The 23413-nt window shown below is 41.6% G+C and carries 25 protein-coding genes, 2 tRNA genes and 1 pseudogene; 17 read left to right on the plus strand and 11 right to left on the minus strand.

Features of this window, described 5'->3' with window-relative positions:
• Positions 1-253: 253 nt before the first annotated feature.
• Both gatB and lptB read right to left on the minus strand, forming a co-directional pair.
• On the minus strand, positions 254-1708 hold the full coding sequence (gene gatB, locus CE557_RS01440) for an Asp-tRNA(Asn)/Glu-tRNA(Gln) amidotransferase subunit GatB (protein WP_114909844.1): 1455 nt from the start codon (positions 1706-1708) through the stop codon (positions 254-256).
• A 3-nt stretch (positions 1709-1711) separates the two neighbouring features.
• Positions 1712-2443, minus strand: coding sequence for an LPS export ABC transporter ATP-binding protein (lptB, locus tag CE557_RS01445; protein WP_114909845.1), 732 nt, complete (start codon positions 2441-2443; stop codon positions 1712-1714).
• Positions 2444-2782: 339 nt separating this feature from the next.
• Between lptB and tgt the strand changes: the two genes are divergently transcribed.
• The 13 genes and pseudogenes from tgt to CE557_RS05270 all read left to right on the plus strand — a co-directional run.
• Positions 2783-3907 carry a tRNA guanosine(34) transglycosylase Tgt gene (tgt, locus tag CE557_RS01450; protein WP_114909846.1) on the plus strand — a complete coding sequence of 375 codons (1125 nt, stop codon included), beginning with the start codon at positions 2783-2785 and terminating at the stop codon, positions 3905-3907.
• 5 nt (positions 3908-3912) lie between these two features.
• Positions 3913-4986, plus strand: coding sequence for an LptF/LptG family permease (locus tag CE557_RS01455; RefSeq protein WP_162789932.1), 1074 nt, complete (start codon positions 3913-3915; stop codon positions 4984-4986).
• A 278-nt stretch (positions 4987-5264) separates the two neighbouring features.
• Positions 5265-5801 (plus strand): hypothetical protein, encoded by a 537-nt coding sequence (locus tag CE557_RS01460; RefSeq protein WP_114909848.1) that lies wholly within the window; start codon positions 5265-5267, stop codon positions 5799-5801.
• Positions 5802-5948: 147 nt separating this feature from the next.
• Complete coding sequence (locus CE557_RS01465; RefSeq protein WP_162789933.1) at positions 5949-6602, plus strand: hypothetical protein; 654 nt, start codon at positions 5949-5951, stop codon at positions 6600-6602.
• A gap of 44 nt (positions 6603-6646) precedes the next feature.
• Positions 6647-7264 carry a MotA/TolQ/ExbB proton channel family protein gene (locus tag CE557_RS01470; RefSeq protein WP_114909850.1) on the plus strand — a complete coding sequence of 206 codons (618 nt, stop codon included), beginning with the start codon at positions 6647-6649 and terminating at the stop codon, positions 7262-7264.
• Between the two features lie 23 nt (positions 7265-7287).
• A complete protein-coding gene (locus tag CE557_RS01475) occupies positions 7288-7686 on the plus strand; it encodes an ExbD/TolR family protein (RefSeq protein WP_114909851.1) in 399 nt (132 codons plus the stop codon).
• Positions 7683-8357, plus strand: a complete 675-nt coding sequence (locus tag CE557_RS01480; protein ID WP_114909852.1) for a cell envelope integrity protein TolA — start codon at positions 7683-7685, stop codon at positions 8355-8357. The genes CE557_RS01475 and CE557_RS01480 overlap by 4 nt, the downstream gene beginning before the upstream one ends.
• A gap of 149 nt (positions 8358-8506) precedes the next feature.
• Complete coding sequence (locus CE557_RS01485; RefSeq protein ID WP_114909853.1) at positions 8507-9544, plus strand: formylglycine-generating enzyme family protein; 1038 nt, start codon at positions 8507-8509, stop codon at positions 9542-9544.
• A 63-nt stretch (positions 9545-9607) separates the two neighbouring features.
• Positions 9608-10423, plus strand: coding sequence for a type IX secretion system motor protein PorL/GldL (gene porL / locus CE557_RS01490; RefSeq protein ID WP_114909854.1), 816 nt, complete (start codon positions 9608-9610; stop codon positions 10421-10423).
• A 126-nt stretch (positions 10424-10549) separates the two neighbouring features.
• The gene (gene porM / locus CE557_RS01495; RefSeq protein WP_420888369.1) at positions 10550-12085 is read left to right on the plus strand and encodes a type IX secretion system motor protein PorM/GldM; all 1536 of its coding nucleotides are present in this window, start codon (positions 10550-10552) and stop codon (positions 12083-12085) included.
• A gap of 20 nt (positions 12086-12105) precedes the next feature.
• Positions 12106-12888, plus strand: coding sequence for a type IX secretion system ring subunit PorN/GldN (gene porN / locus CE557_RS01500; protein WP_114909856.1), 783 nt, complete (start codon positions 12106-12108; stop codon positions 12886-12888).
• Positions 12889-12922: 34 nt separating this feature from the next.
• Complete coding sequence (locus CE557_RS01505) at positions 12923-13519, plus strand: hypothetical protein (protein WP_114909857.1); 597 nt, start codon at positions 12923-12925, stop codon at positions 13517-13519.
• A 161-nt stretch (positions 13520-13680) separates the two neighbouring features.
• A pseudogene (locus tag CE557_RS05270) lies at positions 13681-13764 on the plus strand (hypothetical protein); the annotation flags it as partial.
• A 183-nt stretch (positions 13765-13947) separates the two neighbouring features.
• Here the strand turns inward: CE557_RS05270 and rplI are convergent.
• Genes rplI through rpsF form a run of 3 tightly spaced genes read right to left on the minus strand, consistent with a single transcriptional unit; the run spans position 13948 to position 15006 of the window.
• The gene (gene rplI, locus CE557_RS01510) at positions 13948-14391 is read right to left on the minus strand and encodes a 50S ribosomal protein L9 (RefSeq protein WP_114909858.1); all 444 of its coding nucleotides are present in this window, start codon (positions 14389-14391) and stop codon (positions 13948-13950) included.
• A gap of 7 nt (positions 14392-14398) precedes the next feature.
• Positions 14399-14650, minus strand: a complete 252-nt coding sequence (rpsR, locus tag CE557_RS01515; RefSeq protein ID WP_114909859.1) for a 30S ribosomal protein S18 — start codon at positions 14648-14650, stop codon at positions 14399-14401.
• Positions 14647-15006 (minus strand): 30S ribosomal protein S6, encoded by a 360-nt coding sequence (gene rpsF, locus CE557_RS01520; protein WP_114909860.1) that lies wholly within the window; start codon positions 15004-15006, stop codon positions 14647-14649. Before rpsF ends, rpsR begins: the two co-directional genes overlap by 4 nt.
• Positions 15007-15175: 169 nt before the next feature.
• On the opposite strand from rpsF, the gene CE557_RS01525 reads away from it, so the two are divergent.
• Positions 15176-15838 (plus strand): uracil-DNA glycosylase, encoded by a 663-nt coding sequence (locus CE557_RS01525; protein ID WP_114910463.1) that lies wholly within the window; start codon positions 15176-15178, stop codon positions 15836-15838.
• Between the two features lie 107 nt (positions 15839-15945).
• Here CE557_RS01525 and argS read toward each other — a convergent pair whose 3' ends face one another.
• From argS to CE557_RS01555, 6 genes are all read right to left on the minus strand, one after another.
• A complete protein-coding gene (gene argS, locus CE557_RS01530) occupies positions 15946-17706 on the minus strand; it encodes an arginine--tRNA ligase (RefSeq protein WP_114909861.1) in 1761 nt (586 codons plus the stop codon).
• Between the two features lie 877 nt (positions 17707-18583).
• Positions 18584-19270: a 4'-phosphopantetheinyl transferase family protein gene (locus CE557_RS01540; RefSeq protein ID WP_114909863.1), complete on the minus strand. Its 687-nt coding sequence runs from the start codon at positions 19268-19270 to the stop codon at positions 18584-18586.
• A gap of 19 nt (positions 19271-19289) precedes the next feature.
• On the minus strand, positions 19290-19445 hold the full coding sequence (locus CE557_RS05105) for a hypothetical protein (RefSeq protein ID WP_191239817.1): 156 nt from the start codon (positions 19443-19445) through the stop codon (positions 19290-19292).
• A 30-nt stretch (positions 19446-19475) separates the two neighbouring features.
• Positions 19476-19549: transfer RNA gene (locus CE557_RS01545), tRNA-Val, on the minus strand.
• 45 nt (positions 19550-19594) lie between these two features.
• Positions 19595-20524, minus strand: a complete 930-nt coding sequence (locus tag CE557_RS01550; protein ID WP_114909864.1) for a site-specific tyrosine recombinase — start codon at positions 20522-20524, stop codon at positions 19595-19597.
• Positions 20525-20568: 44 nt separating this feature from the next.
• Positions 20569-20642: transfer RNA gene (locus CE557_RS01555), tRNA-Asn, on the minus strand.
• A gap of 186 nt (positions 20643-20828) precedes the next feature.
• On the opposite strand from CE557_RS01555, the gene CE557_RS01560 reads away from it, so the two are divergent.
• From CE557_RS01560 to dnaJ, 3 genes are all read left to right on the plus strand, one after another.
• Complete coding sequence (locus CE557_RS01560; protein WP_223245911.1) at positions 20829-21434, plus strand: 1-acyl-sn-glycerol-3-phosphate acyltransferase; 606 nt, start codon at positions 20829-20831, stop codon at positions 21432-21434.
• 112 nt (positions 21435-21546) lie between these two features.
• Positions 21547-22269, plus strand: coding sequence for a nucleotide exchange factor GrpE (locus CE557_RS01565; protein WP_114909865.1), 723 nt, complete (start codon positions 21547-21549; stop codon positions 22267-22269).
• On the plus strand, positions 22270-23403 hold the full coding sequence (gene dnaJ, locus CE557_RS01570; RefSeq protein WP_114909866.1) for a molecular chaperone DnaJ: 1134 nt from the start codon (positions 22270-22272) through the stop codon (positions 23401-23403).
• Positions 23404-23413 lie beyond the last annotated feature (10 nt).

Consider the following 23413-nt stretch of genomic DNA (forward strand, 5'->3'; position numbering starts at 1 on the left):
TACTACTATTTTTTACTATAAATTGAATATGATTCAAGCTACATCTATAGCTATATCTATCTAGTGCTAAGATATAAGTAGGATAAAATTCATTATGAACCAGTATCGTGAACAGATGCTTTCAGCGACTTTTTGCCGAGGGCTTGATCTTTTACCCACTTTTTTCTTGATAAAAAAGTGGGATACAATCCATTATTAACCAGTAATTTGCACAGATACAGCAAACCACCTGCAGCGAGGGTAAAGGGGTGGTTTATGCCAACGCCTCTTCTAATAACCTACGTGCCAGGGGTGCGTTGGCTTTCCCCTGACTCTTTTTCATAATCTCGCCCATAAACATCGCTAGTAGCCCTGACTTTCCATTTTTATAGGCGGCCACTTTGTCTGGATAGGCTGATAATACCTCGGTAATCAGTTCTTTTAGTTTGCCTTCGTCACTATCCTGTATCAGGTCTAGCTTTTTGGCAAGCGCCATAGGCGTGGTATCTAGCTGCTGCAATAACAAAGGAAAGATTTGACTGGCCGCAATAGAAAAACTAACCATACCGCTTTCTACTAAAGTGATCAGTGCCACAAAACAATCAGTCGTAAGGGGAAAGTCTTCTAAGGAAAGTGACAACTCATTAAGGTAGCCTTTGACAGGCCCCAACAACCAATTGGCTGCGGCTATATAATGGGTCGTATGCTGACATAGTTCATCAAACCACATCGCAAAGGCTTTATTTTCAGTAAGCACAGAAGCAGTATAATCCGAAAGACCATATGCCTCAGTAAATTTTTTAAAATAAGCCCTTGGCAACAAAGGCATGGTCTTACGAATGCCTTCTATCCATTCTTGCGAAACCCATATAGGGGGAATATCTGGTTCTGGAAAATAGCGATATTCACTGGCAGTTTCCTTAGCCCGTAGGCTGACCGTTTCCCCCGAAGCCGCTTGAAAGTTCCTGGTCTCTGCAATCACTGGATCCCCTACTTCTAATAAATCGATTTGGCGATCTATTTCATAGGCTATGGCCAGCTGCACGTTGCGCATAGAATTCATGTTTTTAACCTCCACTCTGGTACCCAGACGCTGGGCGCCCTTGCGGGCTACGGAAATGTTGGCATCACAACGCAAAGAAGCCTCTTCCATATTGCCATCACAGATATCTAAATAGCGTACCAACTTCCGGATTTCAGCTAAAAACTGATAGGCTTCCTCTCCGGTAGTCAGCGCTGGCGCCGTTACCAACTCCACTAAGGGCGTGCCTGCTCGATTGTAATCCAATAAAGTAATGTCCTCTACCATACCATGCAAAGATTTCCCTGTGTCTTCTTCCAGGTGCATGCGGATCAGTGGAATTTGTTTGGCTATCCCTTCATTGGAATAAATGGTTACAAAGCCCCCCTGGCAAATAGGCGTCGTATCTTGTGTAATTTGAAAGCCTTTGGGCAAGTCTGGATAGAAATAACTCTTTCTTGCAAAGAAATTTAAATCTGTAATGGTTGATCCACACGCTAAACCTAATTTTATAGCATAGTCAAATGCTTTTTTATTCACCCTAGGTAACGCACCAGGGCAAGCCAAAGTAACAGGACTAAGGTTTGTGTTGGGGAGCGCACCATATTCAGCTCTATCGGAGGAAAACATTTTACTATCGGTAAGCAATTGAATATGGATCTCTAGCCCAATAACTACTTGATACTGCTCTTTTATAAGCTCATGCATAGGTTATTCATAACGTTTTAATTCAAACTTCTCGCCAAGGTACAGCTTGCGTACCTGTTCATCTTCTGCCAATTCTTCTGCAGTACCCGCTTTGAGCAATGCCCCCGCAAACATTAAATAGGCCCTATTCGTAATAGAAAGCGTTTCATCCACATTATGATCTGTAATCAGCACGCCAATATTATTATGCTTTAACTTGGCGATCAGCAATTGGATTTCTTCTACCGCAATAGGGTCGACACCTGCAAAAGGTTCATCTAGCAAAACAAATTTAGGGTCCGTAGCCAATGCCCTGGCGATTTCGGTACGGCGCCGCTCCCCTCCAGAAAGCACATTGCCTTTGCTCTTCCGTATATGCGTAATACTAAACTCTTCCAGTAAACCTTCTAATTTTTCTTTGCATGCCTGTTTGGAAAGTCTACGCATTTCCAACACAGCCATGATATTTTCTTCTACGGTTAGCTGCCTAAAGACAGAGGCCTCCTGAGGTAAATAACTAATGCCTTTTTGGGCACGTTTGTACAAAGGCAATGGAGTGATGCAGGTATCATCTAAATAAATGTTGCCACTATTTGGCTTGATCAGCCCAACGGTCATATAAAAGGTAGTGGTTTTACCTGCCCCATTTGGGCCAAGCAATCCCACAATTTCACCAGAAGCAACCGTAAGGGAAACCCCTTTTACCACCTTACGACCCTTGTATTCTTTTATTAGCGAATCCGCACGCAGTTGCATAGAAATTTTGTATTGAATGGTTGCCTATCCGTTGCACTTGCTTGCTCATGATCATCCGGAAAATCCAAGGGCATAGCCGTTGAGCGGAATGATAAAAAACAGGTGAATCATAGCCCCACTGGCTCATGATGGCATAGAGGTGTACGATAAATATATCTATGCACGGTGCTAATTTAAGATAAATTATGGATTTTACTACTATGAGCAGAGGGGCTTAGCAGCGCTTCCTATAAGGTAAAAATAAAAAAGCATATATTTGACCTAAAATCCATAAAGGATTACAGATCAGTAGGCAGTGCCTATCTCTATAGGCTTAAATATATAATCATCTATACTTCATTGCAATTTTTAGTAGAACATGTAGATCGGCACTCCAAGGCTAGAGCAGGGCTGATCACTACTAGTAGAGGGACCATCCGTACCCCTATCTTTATGCCAGTAGGTACAATAGGATCGGTAAAATCAGTTACACAGCAGGTACTACAAGACCAGCTGGATGCCGATATCATCTTAGGCAACACCTATCATCTCTATTTGCGTCCAGGTACTAAGGTATTGGATGCAGCAGGCGGTCTCCACCCCTTTATGGGATGGCATCGCCCGATATTAACCGATAGTGGGGGCTATCAAGTCTACTCACTGGCCGGTAACCGCAAGCTGACAGAAGCAGGTGTAACCTTTCGTTCGCATATAGATGGGTCTACACATCTCTTTACACCAGAAGGCGTAATAGATATTCAACGCAGTATTGGGTCTGATATCATGATGGTACTGGATGAATGCACCCCTTATCCTTGTAGCTACCACTATGCTAAAGCGTCTATGGAACGTACCCATCGTTGGCTCAAAAGAGGGATAGACTATTTTGATGCTACCTTAACGGAGTCCTATGCCCATCAAACCCTTTTCCCTATTGTACAAGGGAGTATTTATAAAGATCTACGCATTCAATCTGCAGAAACCATTGCAGCAGCTGATCGGCCCGGAAACGCTATAGGAGGGGTATGCCACCCTACGGGTCAACTCTATGAGCTTACAGAATTGGTTTGTTCCATTTTGCCTAGCACTAAGCCACGCTATTTAATGGGCGTCGGTACACCGATGGATCTTTTAGAGTGTATCGCGCTAGGTGTTGATATGTTTGATTGTGTGATGCCTACACGGAATGGACGCAATGGTACCTTATTCACGACACAAGGCATACTCAATATCAAAAATAAAAAATGGGCCTATGACTTTAGTCCGATAGATGCCACACTAGGTGGGCCTGTGAGTGGCTATTACTCCAAAGCCTATTTGCGCCATTTGATTACCGCCAAAGAACGATTAGGTGCGCAATTAGCCAGTGTGCATAACCTCACTTTTTATCTATGGCTGGTACGTCAAGCCAGAGCGCAAATTCAGCAGGGCACCTTTGTGGCATGGAAAAACCGTATACGCCAAACCATTATGGAAAAAATCTAATCAACATGAAGCTACTAGATCGATACATTTTTAAAAAGTTTTTTGCCACTTTTTTTGTTGTACTCACCATCGCTACCTTAGTGATTGTTGTGATTCATGCAGCGGAAAATGTAAGCAGTTTTAAAAAACACCAGCTTTCTTTCCATCAAGTATTTCACTACTATTGTGTACTCACTCTGCACATTGTGAATCTTTTATCCCCTATTATTGTCTTCTGGACTACTATTTGGGTGACTACTAGACTAGCCAAACGATCAGAGATTATTGCCCTGCTCAGCAGTGGGATTGGTTTGCATCGCATCATTACACCTTATCTAATCATTGCATGGCTACTTACTGGCGCCAATTTTTATCTAACCGGTTGGTTATTGGCTGGCACGAATAAGGAACGTGTCCAGTTTGAAACACAATATCTAGGTATGGGTTTCTTTGTGCGGTCAGACTACGTACAGCTTAAGGTAGGCACGAATCAATACCTCCATATCGCTAAATACCATGGTTGTTATAATACAGGGTATGATGTAAGCTTAGATACCTTTAAAGACCATGCCCTAATAGAACGACTCCATGCTAAAAAAATAGAATGGCAGGCAACAGACCAAACATGGATCCTACGATCTTGGCAAAAGCGTGTCTTTTTCCCAAAACATGAAGCGCTGACAGTAGGAGACAGCCTGACCATGCCTTTAGCCGTACATCCAGAAGATTTTGCCATTAATCCCAATCTAAAAGATGGGTTAACCCTCCCTGAATTGGAGTTGCATATTCAAAAATTAATCTATAAGGGTAGCGCAAGTGTACGTTTTTTCATAGCAGAGAAACACATTCGCTATATGACACCCTTTGCCATTGTTATTTTGATTGTATTGGGTTTCTTAGTGGCATTGCATAAGCCAAGAGGTAGTATAGGCAGGCGCATTACTTTAGGCAGTATACTCGCTTGCTTCTATATCGTTCTCTTTCTATCTGCAAAAATTGTAGCAGAAACACAAAGCGAGCATCCACTCCTGGACATATGGTTGCCTAACATTATTTTTTCTATACTATGCATAGCCTTTTATCGACTCGTTCCTAAATAAGCCTACTGAGGTCAATAACTAAGGCAGCCATGCCAAAACACCTAGTAAGCAGTTATATACATATTTGCACGAATAATTACTATATTCGTGCAAACCCTGTTGCTTCCAGGTTATGATCTATGATCCAAATACAATAGATATTGTTTGATTATTTTAATTAACCACTAAAAATTTAGAAAAAAAACGTAAAGCCATCACTGCGTAGGAATAGATGGATAAGTAGCCCAGTGTAATGGTCTGTAATTTGCGTCTGTCAAAGTTTAAAGAAATGCCACACCATGAAAACCAAGGTGCTTATTCTCACTACCACCGAGTCTGGTAATTCCTTTCCAGAAAACTTTAGTTGTTGGTGTGCGGGTGCATTAGAGGCAAAGGGGTGTGATACAGCATTAGAAACGATCAGCTTAGAACAGTTTACACCCTCTTCGTCCAGCGAACCTTTAGAGATTACACTAGAAAAGTTAACGGCACTACAGGATACCTTGTCCATGATAGAAAAACTCGTGCTTATCCTTCCTGAACAAAACAATATGATACCAGTTGGACTGGATAACTTTATAGCATTGATTGCTAAGATGAAAGATAAATATAAGCTATGCAAGCTTATTGCCATTGTCATGGATCCCGTGCCTGATAAAGCAGATGAGAGCCGTTTGTTGTTCCGTTATCCACTTCGTAAACTAGACCTGTTGTTTGGTTCAACCTTTAGTGCCGACCGGATACAAATTAAAAATAGCCCAACGGGCAATATGTGTCCACTCTTTGCCGAATCTTATGGCGAGCTTTGCCAGTTGGTGCAACAAATTCTCACCTAAAAGCAGGCGACTTATTCTGTTTTTCCTGGACCAAAAAGTAGCCTATCATTACCTTTTTATAGAAATTTATTATATTGCGATCCGTTCTCTGCGTAACCTATTGGCTAGCATGCGGAATGCAGCCCACTTCAAATTTTTAGTATGTCTATGAATGCCACAGATAATAAATTTGGGTTGCCCAAACCAGACTTTCAAGCATTGCCTAAAAAAAAAATTATATGGCCTGTGTTAGTTGTTATAGCCATAGTGGTTCTGCTGATCGCAGTAAAAGTAGGCTATAATTTTTATTTTAAAGTGGAGCCGGGGCTTCCATCTGAAACGGTAAATAATAGCTCCATTACTGACCAAAGAACAGCTAGCCGTAGGGCATCACCAGCTACCACTCCAGGAGCAGGGGATACAAATGTCCATGGAGCCGCCCAGCCATCCATTCGCAACGCTGAAGGCTTTAAACCTAAACAAGGCAATAAAATTAAAAAAAGCATTAGTGCCACGCAAAAGCAGCTTACAGCAAAACAACGCAAGCCATTGGTTAAGCCAGGGAGCTGCCAAGAATTAAGCGCACCACAAGGGGTATACCACCTAGTGGTAGTCAGTCACTTAGACAAGCAATCTGCTATGAAAGTAGCCCAACAGCTTATGAAAAACAACTTAGGCGTCTGTTTAATTCTACCTAGAGTCAATAAAGGAGAAAAATATTACCGTGTGACGATAGGGCATAGTAAAACCCACTATGAAGCAAGTCGAAAACTTGAACAATTTAAATCAAAATACAATAATATCTTTATATTAGAATACTAATCCGCTGAGGTCGCGTTTTAGCCACACTATACCACTTGATCACTATGAATATCTCTACCTCGCACACACTGTTAGATCTACTTTTAAAAGGGGGTTGGCTTATGTTACCCCTTGCTTTGTTATCCTTATTAAGTCTCTACATACTAGCAGAGCGTCTATTGACCTATCGAAGGTATTTGCATTTCCCTAGCGATTTTTTAGCTGATTTAGAAGCACACTTAAGCCATGGAGATCTCACACAGATACAATCTATCTGTGCCGAACAAACGAACATCATTCAAAAAGTAATCAGCAAAGGGATAGCCGAGCGGCACGCTACCCATGCTGCATTGATTTTAGAAAGTGAATCTGGTAGGGTGATCTCCTTTTTAGAAGAGAAGCTTTCTCTACTGGCTACTATTGCTGGGGCTGCACCTATGATTGGGTTTTTAGGTACTGTAACGGGTATGATTCAAACCTTCATGGCCATGTCCCAAGAAAAGCATCACCTCTCTGCTCAGGTTTTTTCCAGTGGCATTTATGAAGCCATGGTAACCACTGTAGCAGGCCTAGTGGTTGGGATTGTAGCCTATTTGGGGTATAATTATTGCATTGCGCAAGTCACTAAAGCTACTGCAAGGCTGAATTATCTCGTGAACCTTTTTATTGCTAAAGTTAGATAGGCACAACTTAAAATAAGTAAAAAATGAAAATCAGTACAAAAAATAAGATCAATGCTTCTTTTAGCATGGCGTCTATGACTGACATTATATTTTTACTATTGATTTTTTTACTGATCACAGCCAGTTATAACCCCAAGGCATTACCTGTTGACTTGCCATTAAGTACGAATGAAAAAACCGAATCTGCAGCCATCAATGTAACCATTACCGCTCAGCTGGTCTATTATGTAGAAGGGAAGCGCGTTGCCTTTCACCAATTACAAAATGTATTGCAGGATATATTGGCCAAAACATCCAATAAAGTGGTTGTATTACATATGGATAAAGGGCTTGCTATAGCCCATATGGTTAAAGTAGCAGATATGGCTAATCAATTAGGGGCTGCTGTGGCTATAGCAACCGAATTTGAAAAGAAACGATGAGAAATAGTTGGTTATTTTCTCCAGATGGAAAAGGAGTTGCGTTATCAATTGGGTTACATCTATTTATTTTAGGGTTAGCCTATTTTATACAGCGTACGCCAGTTCCAGGCATCTCTAGGGGGCAAGCTTATAGGATTGCACTGCAGCCGACCAGTGCCTATACTCCAGCCAACCACCACCAGCCTGACCATATACCCCAGGCCTCCATACAAACCGTTCGTTCAGCAGTCACCCAGGCTGATAAGCCATCTAAAAATCGATTCAAAAAGAAGCCTTTACGTCCACCACAGCGGCGCCGGAAGCAAATAGGTGGTGCACCACAGAAAAAGTCACAACCCCATCAAGCTCCTAAGATAGATGAACGAGGTTTATACCACAACGGACAAAACCGTGGGAAACAAGCCGGCGCGACTCTTGAATTAAGGGGATGGGAATGGGATGCCCTACCTGACCCAAAAGATACTACCGAAGAGTTTGGTAAAATAGTTTTTGAAATTAAAGTAGATGAAGACGGCGAAATTATTTCTATCCAAACGATAGAGAAAACAGTGACTCCTATGGTAGAAAAGATTTATACAGACGCATTGCGTGCCCTTACCTTTAGCAAAACCGCGGAGACACCATCTGGTATCTCTACAGGTAAGGTTACCTTTGTAATAGTAGCAAAATAATATAGTTATTAGGCTTGCTGCTGAGGCGCTACTGTTGGTTCATGTACCTGTTTATTCATGATAATGCTATGCAAGCTTTGTGAAAAAATAAAAAAGTTAATAGCTTTGTTCAGTTTGGTAGTTCACCAAAGCGTCTTTTCATAAAATATATGTTTATGCTTCTAGTTTCCTACAATCGTTTTTTACCTAAGCACTTTAGGCATAACCTAGCGAGGCTATTATGGCTTGCCTATATAACAATAAGTAGTTGTAGTGCACTGCTTGATGATGAAGGAGAAATTATAGGTGACAACAATAAGTCCACATCGAGCAATAAACCGCCCATAGGGATGGTCCTTATTCGAGCCGGTAGCTGTGTGATGGGCAGCGGTGTGAATCAAAGTGTAGTGGCCAAAACCAATATCACCCAAATGGTAACCGTAGGGCCGTTTTATATGGATGAGGCGCCCGTTACCAATGCGCAATACCGCAAATTCATAGCTATTGTGCAAGCGGACCCGGCCGCATATGGATTAGACGAAGCCTATATCAATGAAAAGCTTATGCCTGACCCAACCGTTTGGAAAAGGGATTTTGGCTTTATGTTTATGGACGATTCATTTGGTAAAAGCCATTGGGAGGATCCGCGCTTTGATGCCCATCCTGTAGTAGGCATCACTTGGGAAGCGGCACAACAGTATGCACGCATTCGTACCATTCGTAGGAATAAGCATTTAGAAGCGAAGGGCCGTCCGCCTGGACCTAGCTTTAGGCTGCCTACAGAGGCTGAATGGGAACGTGCGGCAAAAGGCGGTAAAGAATCTGGCCAGTATCCATTTGGAGGACCTTCTGTAAGAGATAAGAAGGGAAACTTATTGGCTAACTTTCAGGTTACAAAAGGCAACTATGCAGCATCTGGTTATGCCTATACCTCTCCGGTAAAGGCTTTTCCACCCAATGCTTATGGGCTTTACGATATGGCAGGTAATGTCTATGACTGGTGTGCAAATGTACCCAGCACTTTGTTGATCCATAAAAACGAGACAATTAGCCCATTTTATAAAGATGAAGACGGTGTCTTTAGGGTCATTAAAGGAGGCTCTTGGAAAGACTATTCCTATGCACTACAAACAGGTGTTTCTGATTATGAACATAAAGATATGGCGCGTGCCTATATTGGCTTTAGATGCGTGATGTCTGCCATATAATTTTTAATTGATATGGATTGTATGAATCATATCCTTATAGACTATTTAAATCCTTAAAATATTATGAAATATAATTTCACAAACCATTCTTTTCAGCACAAATTTTATGGTACCATCATGCCCTTTATCTACAATATTGGTGCAGCTATTGTAATCTTTGGGGCTATGTTTAAGTTATTAAACCTACCTGGAGGCAGCATCATGCTGGGCCTTGGCCTCTCTACAGAAGCATTGATTTTCTTTTTGAGTGCTTTTGAGCCTAAAGAGCAAGAGATAGATTGGTCACGCGTCTATCCTGAACTAGCGCCTGATTATAAGGGGCCTCCTTTGGCCCATCGTGCTGCAAAATCAGCGCCGACCATTACCCAACAATTGGACCAATGTTTAGAAAAAGCCTCTATAGATAGTGCTTTATTGGAAAAGTTAGCCGCTACTATGCGTCGTTTTGCAGAACGTATGGAAAATGTACCTTCCTTTACTAACCTTAGTAAGGTTACAGAAGCCTATGTGGACCAGGTAACGCAGGCTACGCAAGTGATGGGAGATATTGCCAAAGTAAATGACGCAGTTGGGCATACACTACGTTCGTTTACTACGCTATCCTCTGAAGATAAATTGACGCATTATTTTAGTCAAATGGAAGAAATGGCCCATACACTGACCTCCATGAATGGGCTCTACAAGCAAGCTTTAGCCCATATGGAAGCCCAGAACACCCATACTAGTGCACGCTATGCCCATTTAGAAACCGCTTTAAAAGCGATGGAAATAGCAGGTAGCGAGGCGATACACTTTAAGCAAGAGCTTGCTTTGCTCAATGAAAAAGTAACCGCCCTAAACGAAATATATGCCAAGACCTTAACTGCCTTTAAAAGCTAAAGCGCATAGATATAGCCTGCTGTTTTGTAGGCCAACCACCAAGTGTTGAAGCAAAGAATTGTGCATAAATGTTAAAATAGTATGGCTAAAGCAAAATTAAGTCCTAGGCAAAAAATGATAGGGGTAATGTACCTAGTGTTAACGGCTATGTTGGCACTACAGGTCAGCTCTGGTGTATTAGATAAGTTCGTCCTACTGAGTGGTAGCATTGATAAAAGTAGAACCCTACAATTCAGCCACAATCAACGTGCCATTCAGGCATTAAAAAATACAGTAAAAGATATGGGCAATCGTCCAGAAGATATGAAAATACTCGGACAAGTCTTGGCGATGCATCAGGATACCGTAGCGTTGGTTGGGTATATTGATGGATTAAAAAAGCAATTAATTGATGCAGAGGGCGGTATAGATCAGGTCACCAAATTACCCAAAGGGCTCAAAAATGATGGAGCAGTAGCCCGTCTTATGATGAACAAAGGAGAAGGGGATCTGTTAAAAACTAAATTAAAGGCCTATATAGCACAGCTCGCTAAGCTGGTACATAAGCCTTATGCACCTATCGCTTTTGATGCAAAAGACCATGACTTTTTTAGTCATGATCCCAATCAAGCGAAGAAAGATTTTGTTGCCTTAAACTTTGACCACACACCGCTTGGTGCTGCATTGGCTACATTGAGTCAGTTTGCATCTGAGGTAGTCACTACAGAAGCAGATGCCATTCACACATTGGGCAACATGATTGGTTCCTCTGATGTTAAATTTGACACGCTTAAGTTGCTTGCCAATACCAAATCTTATATCGTTGCTGCTGGAAGCAAGTATGAAGCGGATTTAATTTTAGCCGCCTCTTCCTCTGCCGTTTCTCCAGAGATGTTTATCGATGACCAACCCGTTGTGGTAGAAGATGGTGTAGGCAAAATCTCCTTTACTGCTTCTCCTGGTAAATACGACAGCCATGGATTGGCCCAAAAGAGCTTTAAAGCTGCTATAAAATTGAGACTACCTGGGGGTAAGGAGTCGACCATTACAGAAGATATCGCTTATCTAGTAGCCAAGCCTGTGATTCAAGTAAGGGCTGCTACGGTCCAGTCGCTCTATCGGAATTGTGGCAATGCGTTAGATATTCAAGTCCCTTCTCTTGGCGCCAGCTATAACCCACGGTTTAAAATAGAGGGAGGTACCCTCATCCCTGGGTCTAAACGAGGCGTAGTCACCGTGATTCCTAAGGCGAACCAGGTTCAGTTAAAGGTATATAATGCCGACGCCTTAATAGGAACAGAATCATTTATGGTACAAGACATTCCCATTCCACAAATTGTGATTACCACTAAAAATAAACCCATTGACATGAAAACAGGCGTACCGGCGCCTGGCCCTAGGGTAGTAGAGGCAAAAGTCATTCCCAATAAATATTTTCAGGATTTTCTACCCAAAGATGCCCGGTACCGCGTAGCTGAATGGGCAATTACGTTGGCCAGAGGTAGCCGCCCTATTCATACATTAACGGTAAACCATAGTGTAGCGGACTTGCACAGCATAGCATCGTTGGCTAGGCCAGGCGATCGGTTGGTTATTGAAATAAAAAAGATAGAAAGGCAAAACTTTAAAAATGAAGTTGAACCCATTATAGATGGCTCATGCTTCAATATTTTACTTCATTAATCCATTAATTGTACACTATTATGTCTCTTAAAAAGTGTTTTTTTGTTTTATGTATTTGGTTAAATGCCCTTGCGCCATCCTATGGGCGTATTGATCATTTGTCGCAAAGTTATAATCCGCATGCCACGCGCCCCATAGCTAGGGCCTATGTTTTATATGCCAAAAAAGTTTGGCGGGAAATTTATTTGAATGAAAAGGAAAATACCCCTTTTTTTATGTCTGGAAAGGAAATGCCCAAGGTCATTATAGATGGAGCCAAAAACGGGTTACTGGTACCTTATACAGATGATACACTAGCAGAGGCCATGCCTCTAGAGCAATTATTGAAGCACTTACAAATTCCAGGAGCAGATGCATCAACCACTGCGCATGAGTTTTTCCCAAAGGAAATTTCTACTTTAAGATTCGTAGAACATGTAATCTTTAATAAAATTACGGCTAGGCAAGAGTATGATATTGAATCTATTCAGTTAATTGTACCGGGTAGAAACAATCCGCCCACCTATTTAGATCGGCCCATAGCTACTTTCAAATATAAAGATGTAATAGATTATTTTAACAAGCTGCCTTTCGAATCAGTTTGTTGGTACAACACTGCCAACGCTGCAGAAAATTTAACTTGGGTAGATGCTTTTTCACTGCGGCTATTTGGTAGTAGGATTGTGAAAGTGGGCAACTTAGATGATGCCACTGTAGATGAGTTATATGAAAAGACACCTGGTGATGGAAAGGGACTGCTTGCGTCTCAAAGTCTAGCCAGAGAAATTGATATAGAATCCGAGATATATTTATCGGAATATTAGCTGGTAGGGTAAGCAGACGTAACCTTGTAAATAGATGTACCCACTCCTTATAAGAATAAAACGTTTGATGCTGCTTTTAGGCGTATGTATTGGTTTTACTTGTGTTGCATCACCTTCTATCCAGGCGGCTCCTTCTATAAAGCCTTATCCTATCCCACTTACCATAGCTGCTATAGCGCTCCATCTTCCTTATGTGGTGCACTGGTGTGGCAGCAAAGAGAAAAACCTCTATAATAGATTATTGTATAAAGGAGATCATCATGAAGCACTATGGAATCACGGTTTAAATCTAATCAATTTGGTCTCTTTAAGCCGTGAAATGCCTGCCAAGCCCCTCTTTTTAACGGCTGCTATTTTATTCGGTTTACAAACCACCACCTATGTTTTTTGCAACGCTCACGGCGTCTCTTTGGTATGGTCTGGTCTAACAGGAATGCTCTTTCATAGATTATGTATACAAAAGCAAATGAAATGGCATTTGCTTTTAGCTATACTACTCAATAGTGCTACATTGGTCTATTATAGTTATCACGCGCCAGCTGTCACTACCTTTGCCCATCTAGGAGGTGTTGCCATCGGTTTTGGCTTATCATTTGTACTCCCCTATAAAAAAACCTTTAATGATGAATAATTACTATCCATTCAGCCGTATGGAGAAGCTATCCCAGAAGCCTTGTACCAGTAGCCTATTCATGTGCTACTGTCAATAAGCGTTGAAGCTTGAAGATAGGTAAAAAATCGCTAAAATTGCGTTTCAGTTGCTGATTATAGTACCACCGTACGTACGTCGGATTAACTCCCATTTATGAATATTCAGGCTCATCGGTAAGAAAAAAAGTTCATACCAATCGTCATGGGAACCCCCAATTGCGTTAGTTGACACCATTCAAGCGTCCAGCCAATGTGTGTGAGGGGGGGGGGATAAATGAGTGGGGAAGGGGCCCCTATAGCTTTTATCAAAAAAAACAAAAAACAAAAAAATGATACTGCAAAAGAGTTCCTAGCAACAAACCCCCTTTCACACGCTATACGAAGCCCCCAAGATCAAAATAGCCCTTTCTAGATAGGCACTACGTCAAAGGTTAGTGTATAAGAAACCGTTTCGTGCAAAGACAACACCGCCTGATAGGTTCCTGTTTGCTTAATAGGCGATTCAATCGTTATCTTAGTATAATCCACCGCAACACCCTGTTCCTTAAGAGATTTAGCAATTTGTAAAGGCGTAATAGAACCAAATATCTTACCACCTTCACCGACCTTGGCACGCACTACCACCTTGGCATCTGTTAAAAGAGGCAACAGTGCTTCAGCAGCGGCTTTTAACTTTAACACTTTGTGCGCAGCTTGTTTTGCATTTTCAAGTGCAACCTTTTTATGCATATCACTAGCCACAACCGCAAGCCCTTCAGGAATTAGATAATTCCTAGCATAACCCGCTTTAACTGAAACGATGGCACCTTTATTGCCTAATGTTTTGTGTGCACGCTGTAATATTACTTCCATCTTTGGTTTACTTTAAATTATCCGCTACATAAGGAAGTAAAGCAAGCTGCCTAGCACGCTTTACAGCACAAGCTACCTTTTTTTGATATTTCAGACTATTACCGCTAATGCGTCTAGGCAATAGCTTGCCTTGCTCATTGAGAAACTTCATTAAAAACTCAACACACTTATAGTCGACATATTTAATGCCATATCGCTTGAAGCGACAAAACTTCTTAGTGATTGTTTTTTTCTGTATTGATTCATTTACTAAAGTCATAGCGCTACTGCTTTCTTAGATTCGTTTATCCCATCATCCGACCGCCTGGCCATGTTATGCGCTAGGCCATGCTTGTCTAAAGCAAAAGTTAAAAAACGCAACACCTCCTCATCTCTTGCATAAGCAACCTCCAACGCTTGAATCAAGCTAGGATCACCTGTAAATTCTATGAGATGATATACCCCCCTTTTTTTATGCTTTATTTGGTAAGCCAATGGTTTTAAACCGATCTCCTCTTCATGCGTGATGGCGGCATTACGCTCCATTAAAAAAGATCTATACTTATTTATAGATGCTTTAATTTGATCGTTAGAAAGTACTGGTGATAGTATAAATACCGTTTCGTAATGTCTCATGTTATATGAATATAATGTCCAAGCCTGGATACCGGATAACAAAAACGAAGTTCTAAAAAGAAATTGATAAAGTCAAGTAAATTTTTATAATTTATATAGGATGTTGTATAGCATTGTATGCATGTATAAAGATTTATTGGTTTTTTTATATGACTTAACCCTTGTAACCATGAACGTAGGAATAGAATCATCGTGGAAAACTGAGCTTGCTGAAGCGTTTGAAAAGCCTTATTTCAAAACGTTAGCGGATTACGTACGGGCCGCCTATCGCAGTGGCACCATCTATCCAGCACCTAAAAATATCTTTAGAGCCTTTGACCTTTCTCCCTTTTCTCATACCAAAGTGGTGATTTTAGGGCAAGATCCTTACCATGGCCCAGGGCAAGCAGATGGGTTGGCTTTTTCTGTTCCCTTAGGCATCGCTTTTCCCCCTTCATTGCGCAATATTTTTGTGGAATTGCAAGCGGATTTGGGGACTTCAGTGCCCGCTTCTGGCTCATTAGAAGGTTGGGCCAAACAGGGGGTATTGTTGTTAAATGCCACGCTGACTGTGGAAGCGCATAAAGCAGGGTCTCATCAAAACCAAGGCTGGGAGTTTTTTACGGACGCAGTGATACAGGCCATTTCCAGCCGCAAACAACACGTCGTATTCATGCTATGGGGCAGCTATGCTGGTAAAAAAGAAAAGTTGATTGATGCGCAACAACATCTGATCTTAAAATCGGCCCATCCTTCTCCGTTATCTGCCCATAGGGGTTTTTTTCAAAGCAGGCCTTTTAGCAAAACGAATGCCTATCTATTGGCTACAGACCAAACACCTATTGCGTGGTAAAGGGTGGTTTTATCGTATCCATGCAGCCAATGGCCATACTAAAACAAGAATAAAAATGCCTTATCCCTTTACTTTTACAATGGTCTCATCCTTAAGTGGGCGCCATATTACATTTTCTCTGGCAGCTCAATGGTTAAGAGTGCCATGCTTTTTTTGAGCACCCGACCCACACAAACAGAAAGCAATAGTCTAACCGCTCTAATAGCAGGATTCACTTCTCGCAATATGGGCGCACTAGCATAAAACCTGTTATAGGTTTTAGCCAACTCTAGCGCATAATTAGCAATTACACAGGGCATATAGGTAACCGCTGCTTCCTCTATGGCGGCGGGCAGCCTATACAATTGGAAGATAAGTGCCTGTTCTAGTTGACTGAGTTGGATGCTTGGCGGATCTAGGGTTTCGTTCCCTTGGGCTTTGCGGATTAGTGAACAGATGCGCGCATAGGTATATTGAATAAATGTCCCAGTATCACCTTGAAAATCAATAGACTCATTAGGGTTAAACAACATCCTTTTTTGAGGTGCTACCCGTAGTAAAAAAAATTTTAAGGCACCCATTGCTAAAGTATGATGCAGGTTTTCTAGCTCCTCTTGCGCTAAGCCTTCCGTTTTATGGGTGTGGCCCATATAGTTGCCAACCGTACCAACCATCTCATCTATAAGATGATCGGCATCTACTACATTGCCCTCTCTGGACTTCATTTTACCATCGGGTAGATCCACCATGCCATAGGGAAAGTGGTGCATAGCAGTGGCATAGGGCCTACCTAATTGGGCCATAATGGCAAATAAAACCTTAAAATGGTAGGTTTGCTCGTTGCCCACCACATAAATCATTTGATCAAAATGATAATCTGCATAACGCCAATCGGCTATGCCTAGGTCTTGTGTAATATAGACAGCGGTTCCATCGCTGCGCAATAGCACCTTTTCGCCTAAGCCTTCTAAGTCAACCGCAATGGCGCCATCTGTTCTTGTATAAAATATATTTTTATGGAGTCCTTCCTCTACAATGGTTTTGCCAAGCAGATAGGCTTCAGATTCATAATAGGTTTTATCAAACGTGATACCCAGCTGGTTGTAGGTCACATTGAATCCATCATAGACCCATCCATTCATCTTTTGCCACAAAGCCATTACCGCAGAGTCTCCTTTTTCCCATTCCACCAACATCCTTTGTGCCTTTTGTAGAATAGGTGGCGTTTCTCCTTCATGGAGCAGGGCCAGTTCTTCCTTATAGACTTGGTCAAATTTTACATAATAGTTGCCTACAAAGTGATCTCCCTTTATGCCAGTACTGGCTGGCGTTTCATTTCCACCAAACTGTTGGTAAGCAACCATAGACTTACAAATATGAATCCCTCGGTCATTGATCAAGTTTACTTTATGTACGGTATAACCAGCAGCATCTAATATGGCTGCCAAGGAGTCACCCAAAAAGTTATTCCGTAAATGGCCTAAGTGTTGGGGTTTATTGGTATTCGGGCATGAAAACTCCACCACTACATGGCGTTTTTGTTTGGGTAGGTATCCATAGGATGGGTCACTTGCAATAGATTTTAAAATAGTCATCCAAATGGTCGCATCGATCACCAAGTTTAAAAATCCATTGATGACGTGATAACGAGCGACTAGATCGGTATGGGTTTGCAACCATTGACCTATTGTTTCTGCTAGCTCAGCGGGTTGTGCCTGACAGCTTTTGCAAAAAGGAAACAGAGGAAGTGAAAAAGTGCCTTCGAACTCTTTTCTGGTTACTTGCAAGCTGCAAGCAGCTTCCGATAGCGTCAAGTTATAGCATTTTAGGAATGCTTGTTGTAGGGCTGATCTAAGTGTAGATTCGAGTGGTATGATCTCTATAGGCATAGGGTTAAAAATTTGAGCTGATTAGGCTTAAAATTAAAAAATTGTAAGCAAATCTATTGGGTCAGCCCAGCTTTATGTGTACAAAAGCTATAGCTTACCAACCAGCTATAATCACATCTATGCAATTGGCCTATTGCTGATTTAGTATTTGTTGGATATTTTGGTACGCCAAAACAAGCAAAAATGGGCCTTAGAAAAAGTTGTGATTAAACAGCGCATGCAGCTCATGACTGTAACGACTTCATTTGAACAAGTAAAGCAATACGCTTTAAGAATAGCAACATCGCTTTGTTAGCGTAGATGAGGTAGCAAAAACTATTTTTAGCGATTATTTCGTATGTGTTCAGCCCCCACCCACGGACGCGGGTTATACCTAAAAAAGAAACTGCATTTCACTGCAGCTTCTTAGAAGCCAATGGCGTCAATTTAAGAAATTTTTATTGGTTATCACATAAAAGTATCTATTCCAGCCATGGGTTAATAATGAACTTTGTCCCACTTATATCTTGATAAAAAAGTGGACAAAAAATCAAGCCGTCGGCAAAAAGTCGCTGAAAGTGACTTTTTGCCGACGGCGTTTTTCTTTTCACATACAAACCAGTGAATTGAATAGATATATTTGCTGCTATTTCGTCAAGTTAAGGCGCTTATGTCCGCCGATAAAAAAACTTGGCGCTTCAGTAAACTTGTAATCTTTAGACGAACGGTTATGCAGCGGGAAAAACAGCTTGTTTCATTACTTTTACTGTGTGCCAACTTTTTATTGGCGGACATGAGCAGCGGCATATGCGCATTAGCCATTTCTATCTCTGTGTTAGAATAGATGTCCCTTAAGTTGACGCCATTGGGTGGACGCATCAACAGATGCAAGGCGTTATTAATCTTGAGAATAGACCAAAACATGGGGCTCTATTGCACCATCAGCTATACATTGATACCGCAATAGATACTTCTTTTGATGCCAATAGGCTATAATTTTGCCTTCATCTTGTAACTGAAATGGCGCTATATAACTATCCTTAACCGTTGCTTGCTGATCCAAACGCTTATACAATGCTTCTTTGGCACACCAATAGATGGCGAGCTTTGCAAGGCAGTGATTGGCATCTTGCGCTTCTGCTTCTGTTAAAAACTTTTTTTGTACCTTATGCAAGCTGGGCTTCACGATTTCTATGTCAATGCCTATAGGACAAACGGTAGATAAGGCCACTGCAGCTAAATAACGGGTATGGCTAAAGCTAATATGGCAACCCGCTAAAATAGGTCTACCTTGTGCATTTTTAGAAAGGGATACAAGGGGTAAATTTAATTTTTTTAGTAAGCAACATAGCGCAACTCTTACGGCTAGAGATTGCTGCTGTCTATCTGTAAAAGATAGATTATTACTGTGAAAATCATCTAAAAACTGAGGGGGTAGCTGCGCATACAAGGCTCCGACACTTTCTTGAATCTTCCAAATAAGGTAAAAAGTATGGGGCGCACACACGGAAAAACGATAAACAGGCATAGACAAAAAAGACCATAACTGCAACAGCTCATGAACATGGCGTTCATCTGGGGGCATAGAACAGACCCCCTAAAATTTATACAGTGGCCTTACGGTCCGAAAAACTTTGCCGTATGGCTTCTACATCTAAACATTTAATAACAGGTATAAACATAAGACGCTTGATCGAAGCTTTACGTTGCGCTGCTTTGGTTTTATTTCTTCTTGCTTTACGTTGTAATCTAAGGGGCATAATCGCTAATTTTAGGTACAATAACAAACGTGGGCCCTGCAGGATTCGAACCTGCGGCCTTCTGTGTGTAAAACAGATGCTCTAACCAGCTGAGCTAAGAACCCAGCAACAAATATAGTGTTTTTTTTATAAAAAACATGTATACCCTGCTATGCCGATGCGTTATGATGTGGATTTAAACGGCTTCTTGGATGATAGTCTTGCATGATTTGCCTAAGGTAGTGTCTATCTAGATGGGTATATATTTCAGTAGTAGTAATAGAACTATGGCCCAACATTTCCTGTATGGCACGTAAATCAGCGCCCCCTTCTATTAAATGGGTGGCAAAAGAGTGCCTAAAAATGTGAGGCCCAACCTTCACATTGATTTTAGCTTTTCTCGCAAGCGCCTGCACAATTAAAAAGACCATCACCCGGGTTAAGCTGCCTCCACGCCGGTTTAAAAAAACAGTATCTAAACAGCCTGACTTTATGCCCATATGGCTACGTACTTCCCGCACATACCATTTAATATGCTTTAAAGCCATAGCCCCAATCGGTATCAAACGCTCTTTATTGCCTTTGCCGATGACACGTACAAAGTTTTCTTCGAAATAGATATGGCTTAACTTCAAAGTGATAAGCTCAGAAACACGCACGCCTGTACCATAAAGGGTCTCCACAATGGCTCTATTCCGAGTGCCAAGTGGAGTAGAATGGTCTATCGCACCTATCATCGCCTCGACTTCTGACACAGACAAAACAGATGGCAAATGTTGCCCTAAATGAGGACTTGCTACCAGCCTAGTAGGATCCTTAGCAATATACTGACCCAACCATAAAAATTTGTAAAAAATACGCAACCCAGAAAGTATCCTTGCTTGACTCGTAGCCTTCATGCCTAACGCATGCAATTCCGATAAAAACGATTGAATATGAACAGAATCGACTGTAACCGGTGGAACCCCCTTGCCCCACAAAAACTGGGCAAATTTTGTCACATCAGCAATATAGGCTAGAATAGAATGTTCCGCAAGCAAACGCTCTAAACGAAGATAGGTCTCAAACTGCTGTAGTAAAGACTTCCATTCGTGTTCCATGATACGCACTGACAACCAGTTACAATTGAAGAGATCAACTATAGCTCCCCCTGCTGGACTCGAACCAGCGACCCTTTGATTAACAGTCAAATGCTCTAACCAACTGAGCTAAGGAGGATTGTAACCATTACAATTTTACCATTTTTTTATTGCATAAACAATAGCCTATTATAGATGGATAAGAAAATCATTGCATTAGGAGCCAATCCTTGCATGATATATGCACCTATCTGCCCTAGGTTCACTTTTTTATATTAAATTGGGCCTAGTAGGATGAATGGTCAACCTAAATAAAGCGTACAAGATGATGGATGTAGAAGGTAGCGGGGCCAAGCCAAGAAGCCGTTGGACCCAAAAGTGTGCCATGGCGCTAATCAAGTTGCTAGGTTGGAAAATTAACAATGCAGCCGACTCAACCATTGCGCAAAAAGCAGTCGTGGCATTCGCACCACATACGAGTAATTGGGACTTTATTTACGGCATGTTATTTAAACTGAGCCATCCAGATGTGCCGCTTAGGTTTGCCATAAAAAAAGAGGTGATGTTTTTTCCACTTTCCTACTTAATGAAGATGCTGGGCGCCATTCCAATAGATAGAAACCAAATCACCAAGCGCACCAATATGGTAGCTGTGATGGCAGAGATGCTCCATCAAGCAGATGCGCTGATGCTTGTGATTGCGCCAGAGGGAACCAGAAGCCATGTAAAACGATGGAAAACAGGGTTTTATAGATTAGCAGAAGCCGCAAATGTGCCGATTATTTTAGGGTATATCAACTATGCCAAAAAAGAATTCGGTTTAGGACCTATCTTCCATCGCACGGGTAATATGGAGCAAGATATAGGAAGTATACAAGATTTCTACCGAAAAATACCTGGGAAATATCCAGAAAAAGAGGTAGTTGAATAGGACAATTTGGCAGTATTGCCCACATTTGGCAAAAAAATTGCATATACTTTTAAAGTTACGTTTCAAAAGAGGTCTCATGAGGTCATCTCGCCATTATTTTATACCATAAGTCATGAAGTTACACGATACAGACACAAACAGAAAAGGCTGCTGCAAAGAGACAGTAGACAAACATCAAACCACTTACTGTAGTGAGGAAACAACAACCCCATGTTGCTGCAACGGTGAAGAAACAATGGATCAACCCTGCTGCTGTGGACGGCAAGAGGCAGCAGCTCAAGGAGGTTGTTGCTACGAACAAAAGGTCGAACCAGAGGGAGGGTGCTGTCAGTCAGCTGATAGGCTAAGTGATAGCCAACCACACCTATGCAGCGCTGATATAGGTTCATTGGAGCAAATGCAAACGCTACTCATGGAGGCAAATGATAAATATATGCGCCTTTATGCTGAATTTGATAACTTCAAAAAGCGTGCAGCTAAGGAGCGCATAGCCTTTACGGATAAAGCCAATGAACAAACCCTCAAAGAACTTTTACCTATTGTAGATGATTTTGAGCGATGTATAGCAGCACTGCAAGGTACAGAAGGGGCACTGCAACATATTGAAGGAATCAAACTGATTTATGATAAAATAGGGGGGATATTAAAAAAATATGGGGTACAAGAAATCACCATAACGGATGGCACTGCCTTTAACGCGGATCTACACGAAGCGATTATGCAACAACCAGTAGATAATCTAGAGATGCAAGGGAAGATTGTCGGCGTAGTAGAGAAGGGATATCTAATCCATGAGTATGTGTTGCGGTTTGCTAAAGTTATAATTGGAGTATAAATGGAAAAAGATTATTACAATATCCTGGGTGTAGAACGTAATGCCACTGCGGACGAAATTAAAAAAGCCTATCGAAAGATAGCCATGCAGTACCATCCTGATAAAAATCCAGGCAACAAAGCGGCAGAGGATAAGTTTAAAGCGGCCACAGAAGCCTACGATGTGTTAAGCAGCCCAGAGAAAAAACATCAATATGATCAGTTCGGTACAAGTGGCTTCCAAGGGGGTGGGCGGTCCTATGGAGATGACTTTTTCGAAGGTGATTTGAATGATCTATTTCAAGATTCTCCTTTTAGCAGTTTTTTTGGTGGCGGCAGGAGGACACGGCGAGCGTCTAATTATGGTGAAGACTTACGCATAAGAATCAAACTAAACCTCAAAGAGATTGCATTGGGTGCAGAAAAAAAAGTAAAGGTAAAGCGTTATACAAGTTGTGACGCATGTGGTGGTAATGGGGCGGAAAATGGACTGGCTATAGAAAAATGTGGCGCATGTAAAGGCCATGGCGTGGTGCGCAAAACAACCCAAACCATGCTGGGCAACATGCTTACAGAGTCTACGTGTAGCAACTGCGCTGGAACAGGCAGCCGTATTAAAACAGCTTGCAAAGATTGCCAGGGAGAAGGCAGAAAGTTGATAGACGACTTGATTACCTTCCAAGTCCCTAAAGGGGTGAAAAAGAATATGGAACTTACCATACGTGGCAGAGGCAACGCACCACCCCGTGGTGGTATGCCAGGCAGTTTGATTGTGCAAATAGAAGAAGAGGAAGATGACCTTTTAAAGCGTGAAGGCAATAATATCTGCTATACCTTACACATTAGCTTTATAGATGCCACACTAGGTTGCGAAATGGAAATACCTACTATATACGGAAAAGTGCGTCTTAAAATCCCACCTGGCACATCATGCGGCGAGGTGCTTAAGCTAAAAGGAAAAGGTATTTCAGATGTGAATAGTTATAGTAAAAAGGGTGATCAGTTGGTTTTTGTGCAAATCTGGACCCCACAAGAGCTCACAAAAGAAGAAAAAGAAATTTTGCTTTCACTGCGCGATTCGCCTAACTTTATACCGAAGCCGAATAAGAAGGAAGAGAGCTTTTTTGAACGGATTAAATCTTTTTTTCAAGGATAGGCCAGTAGCC

This window comes from Cardinium endosymbiont of Sogatella furcifera, assembly GCF_003351905.1.
GTDB lineage: Bacteria > Bacteroidota > Bacteroidia > Cytophagales > Amoebophilaceae > Cardinium.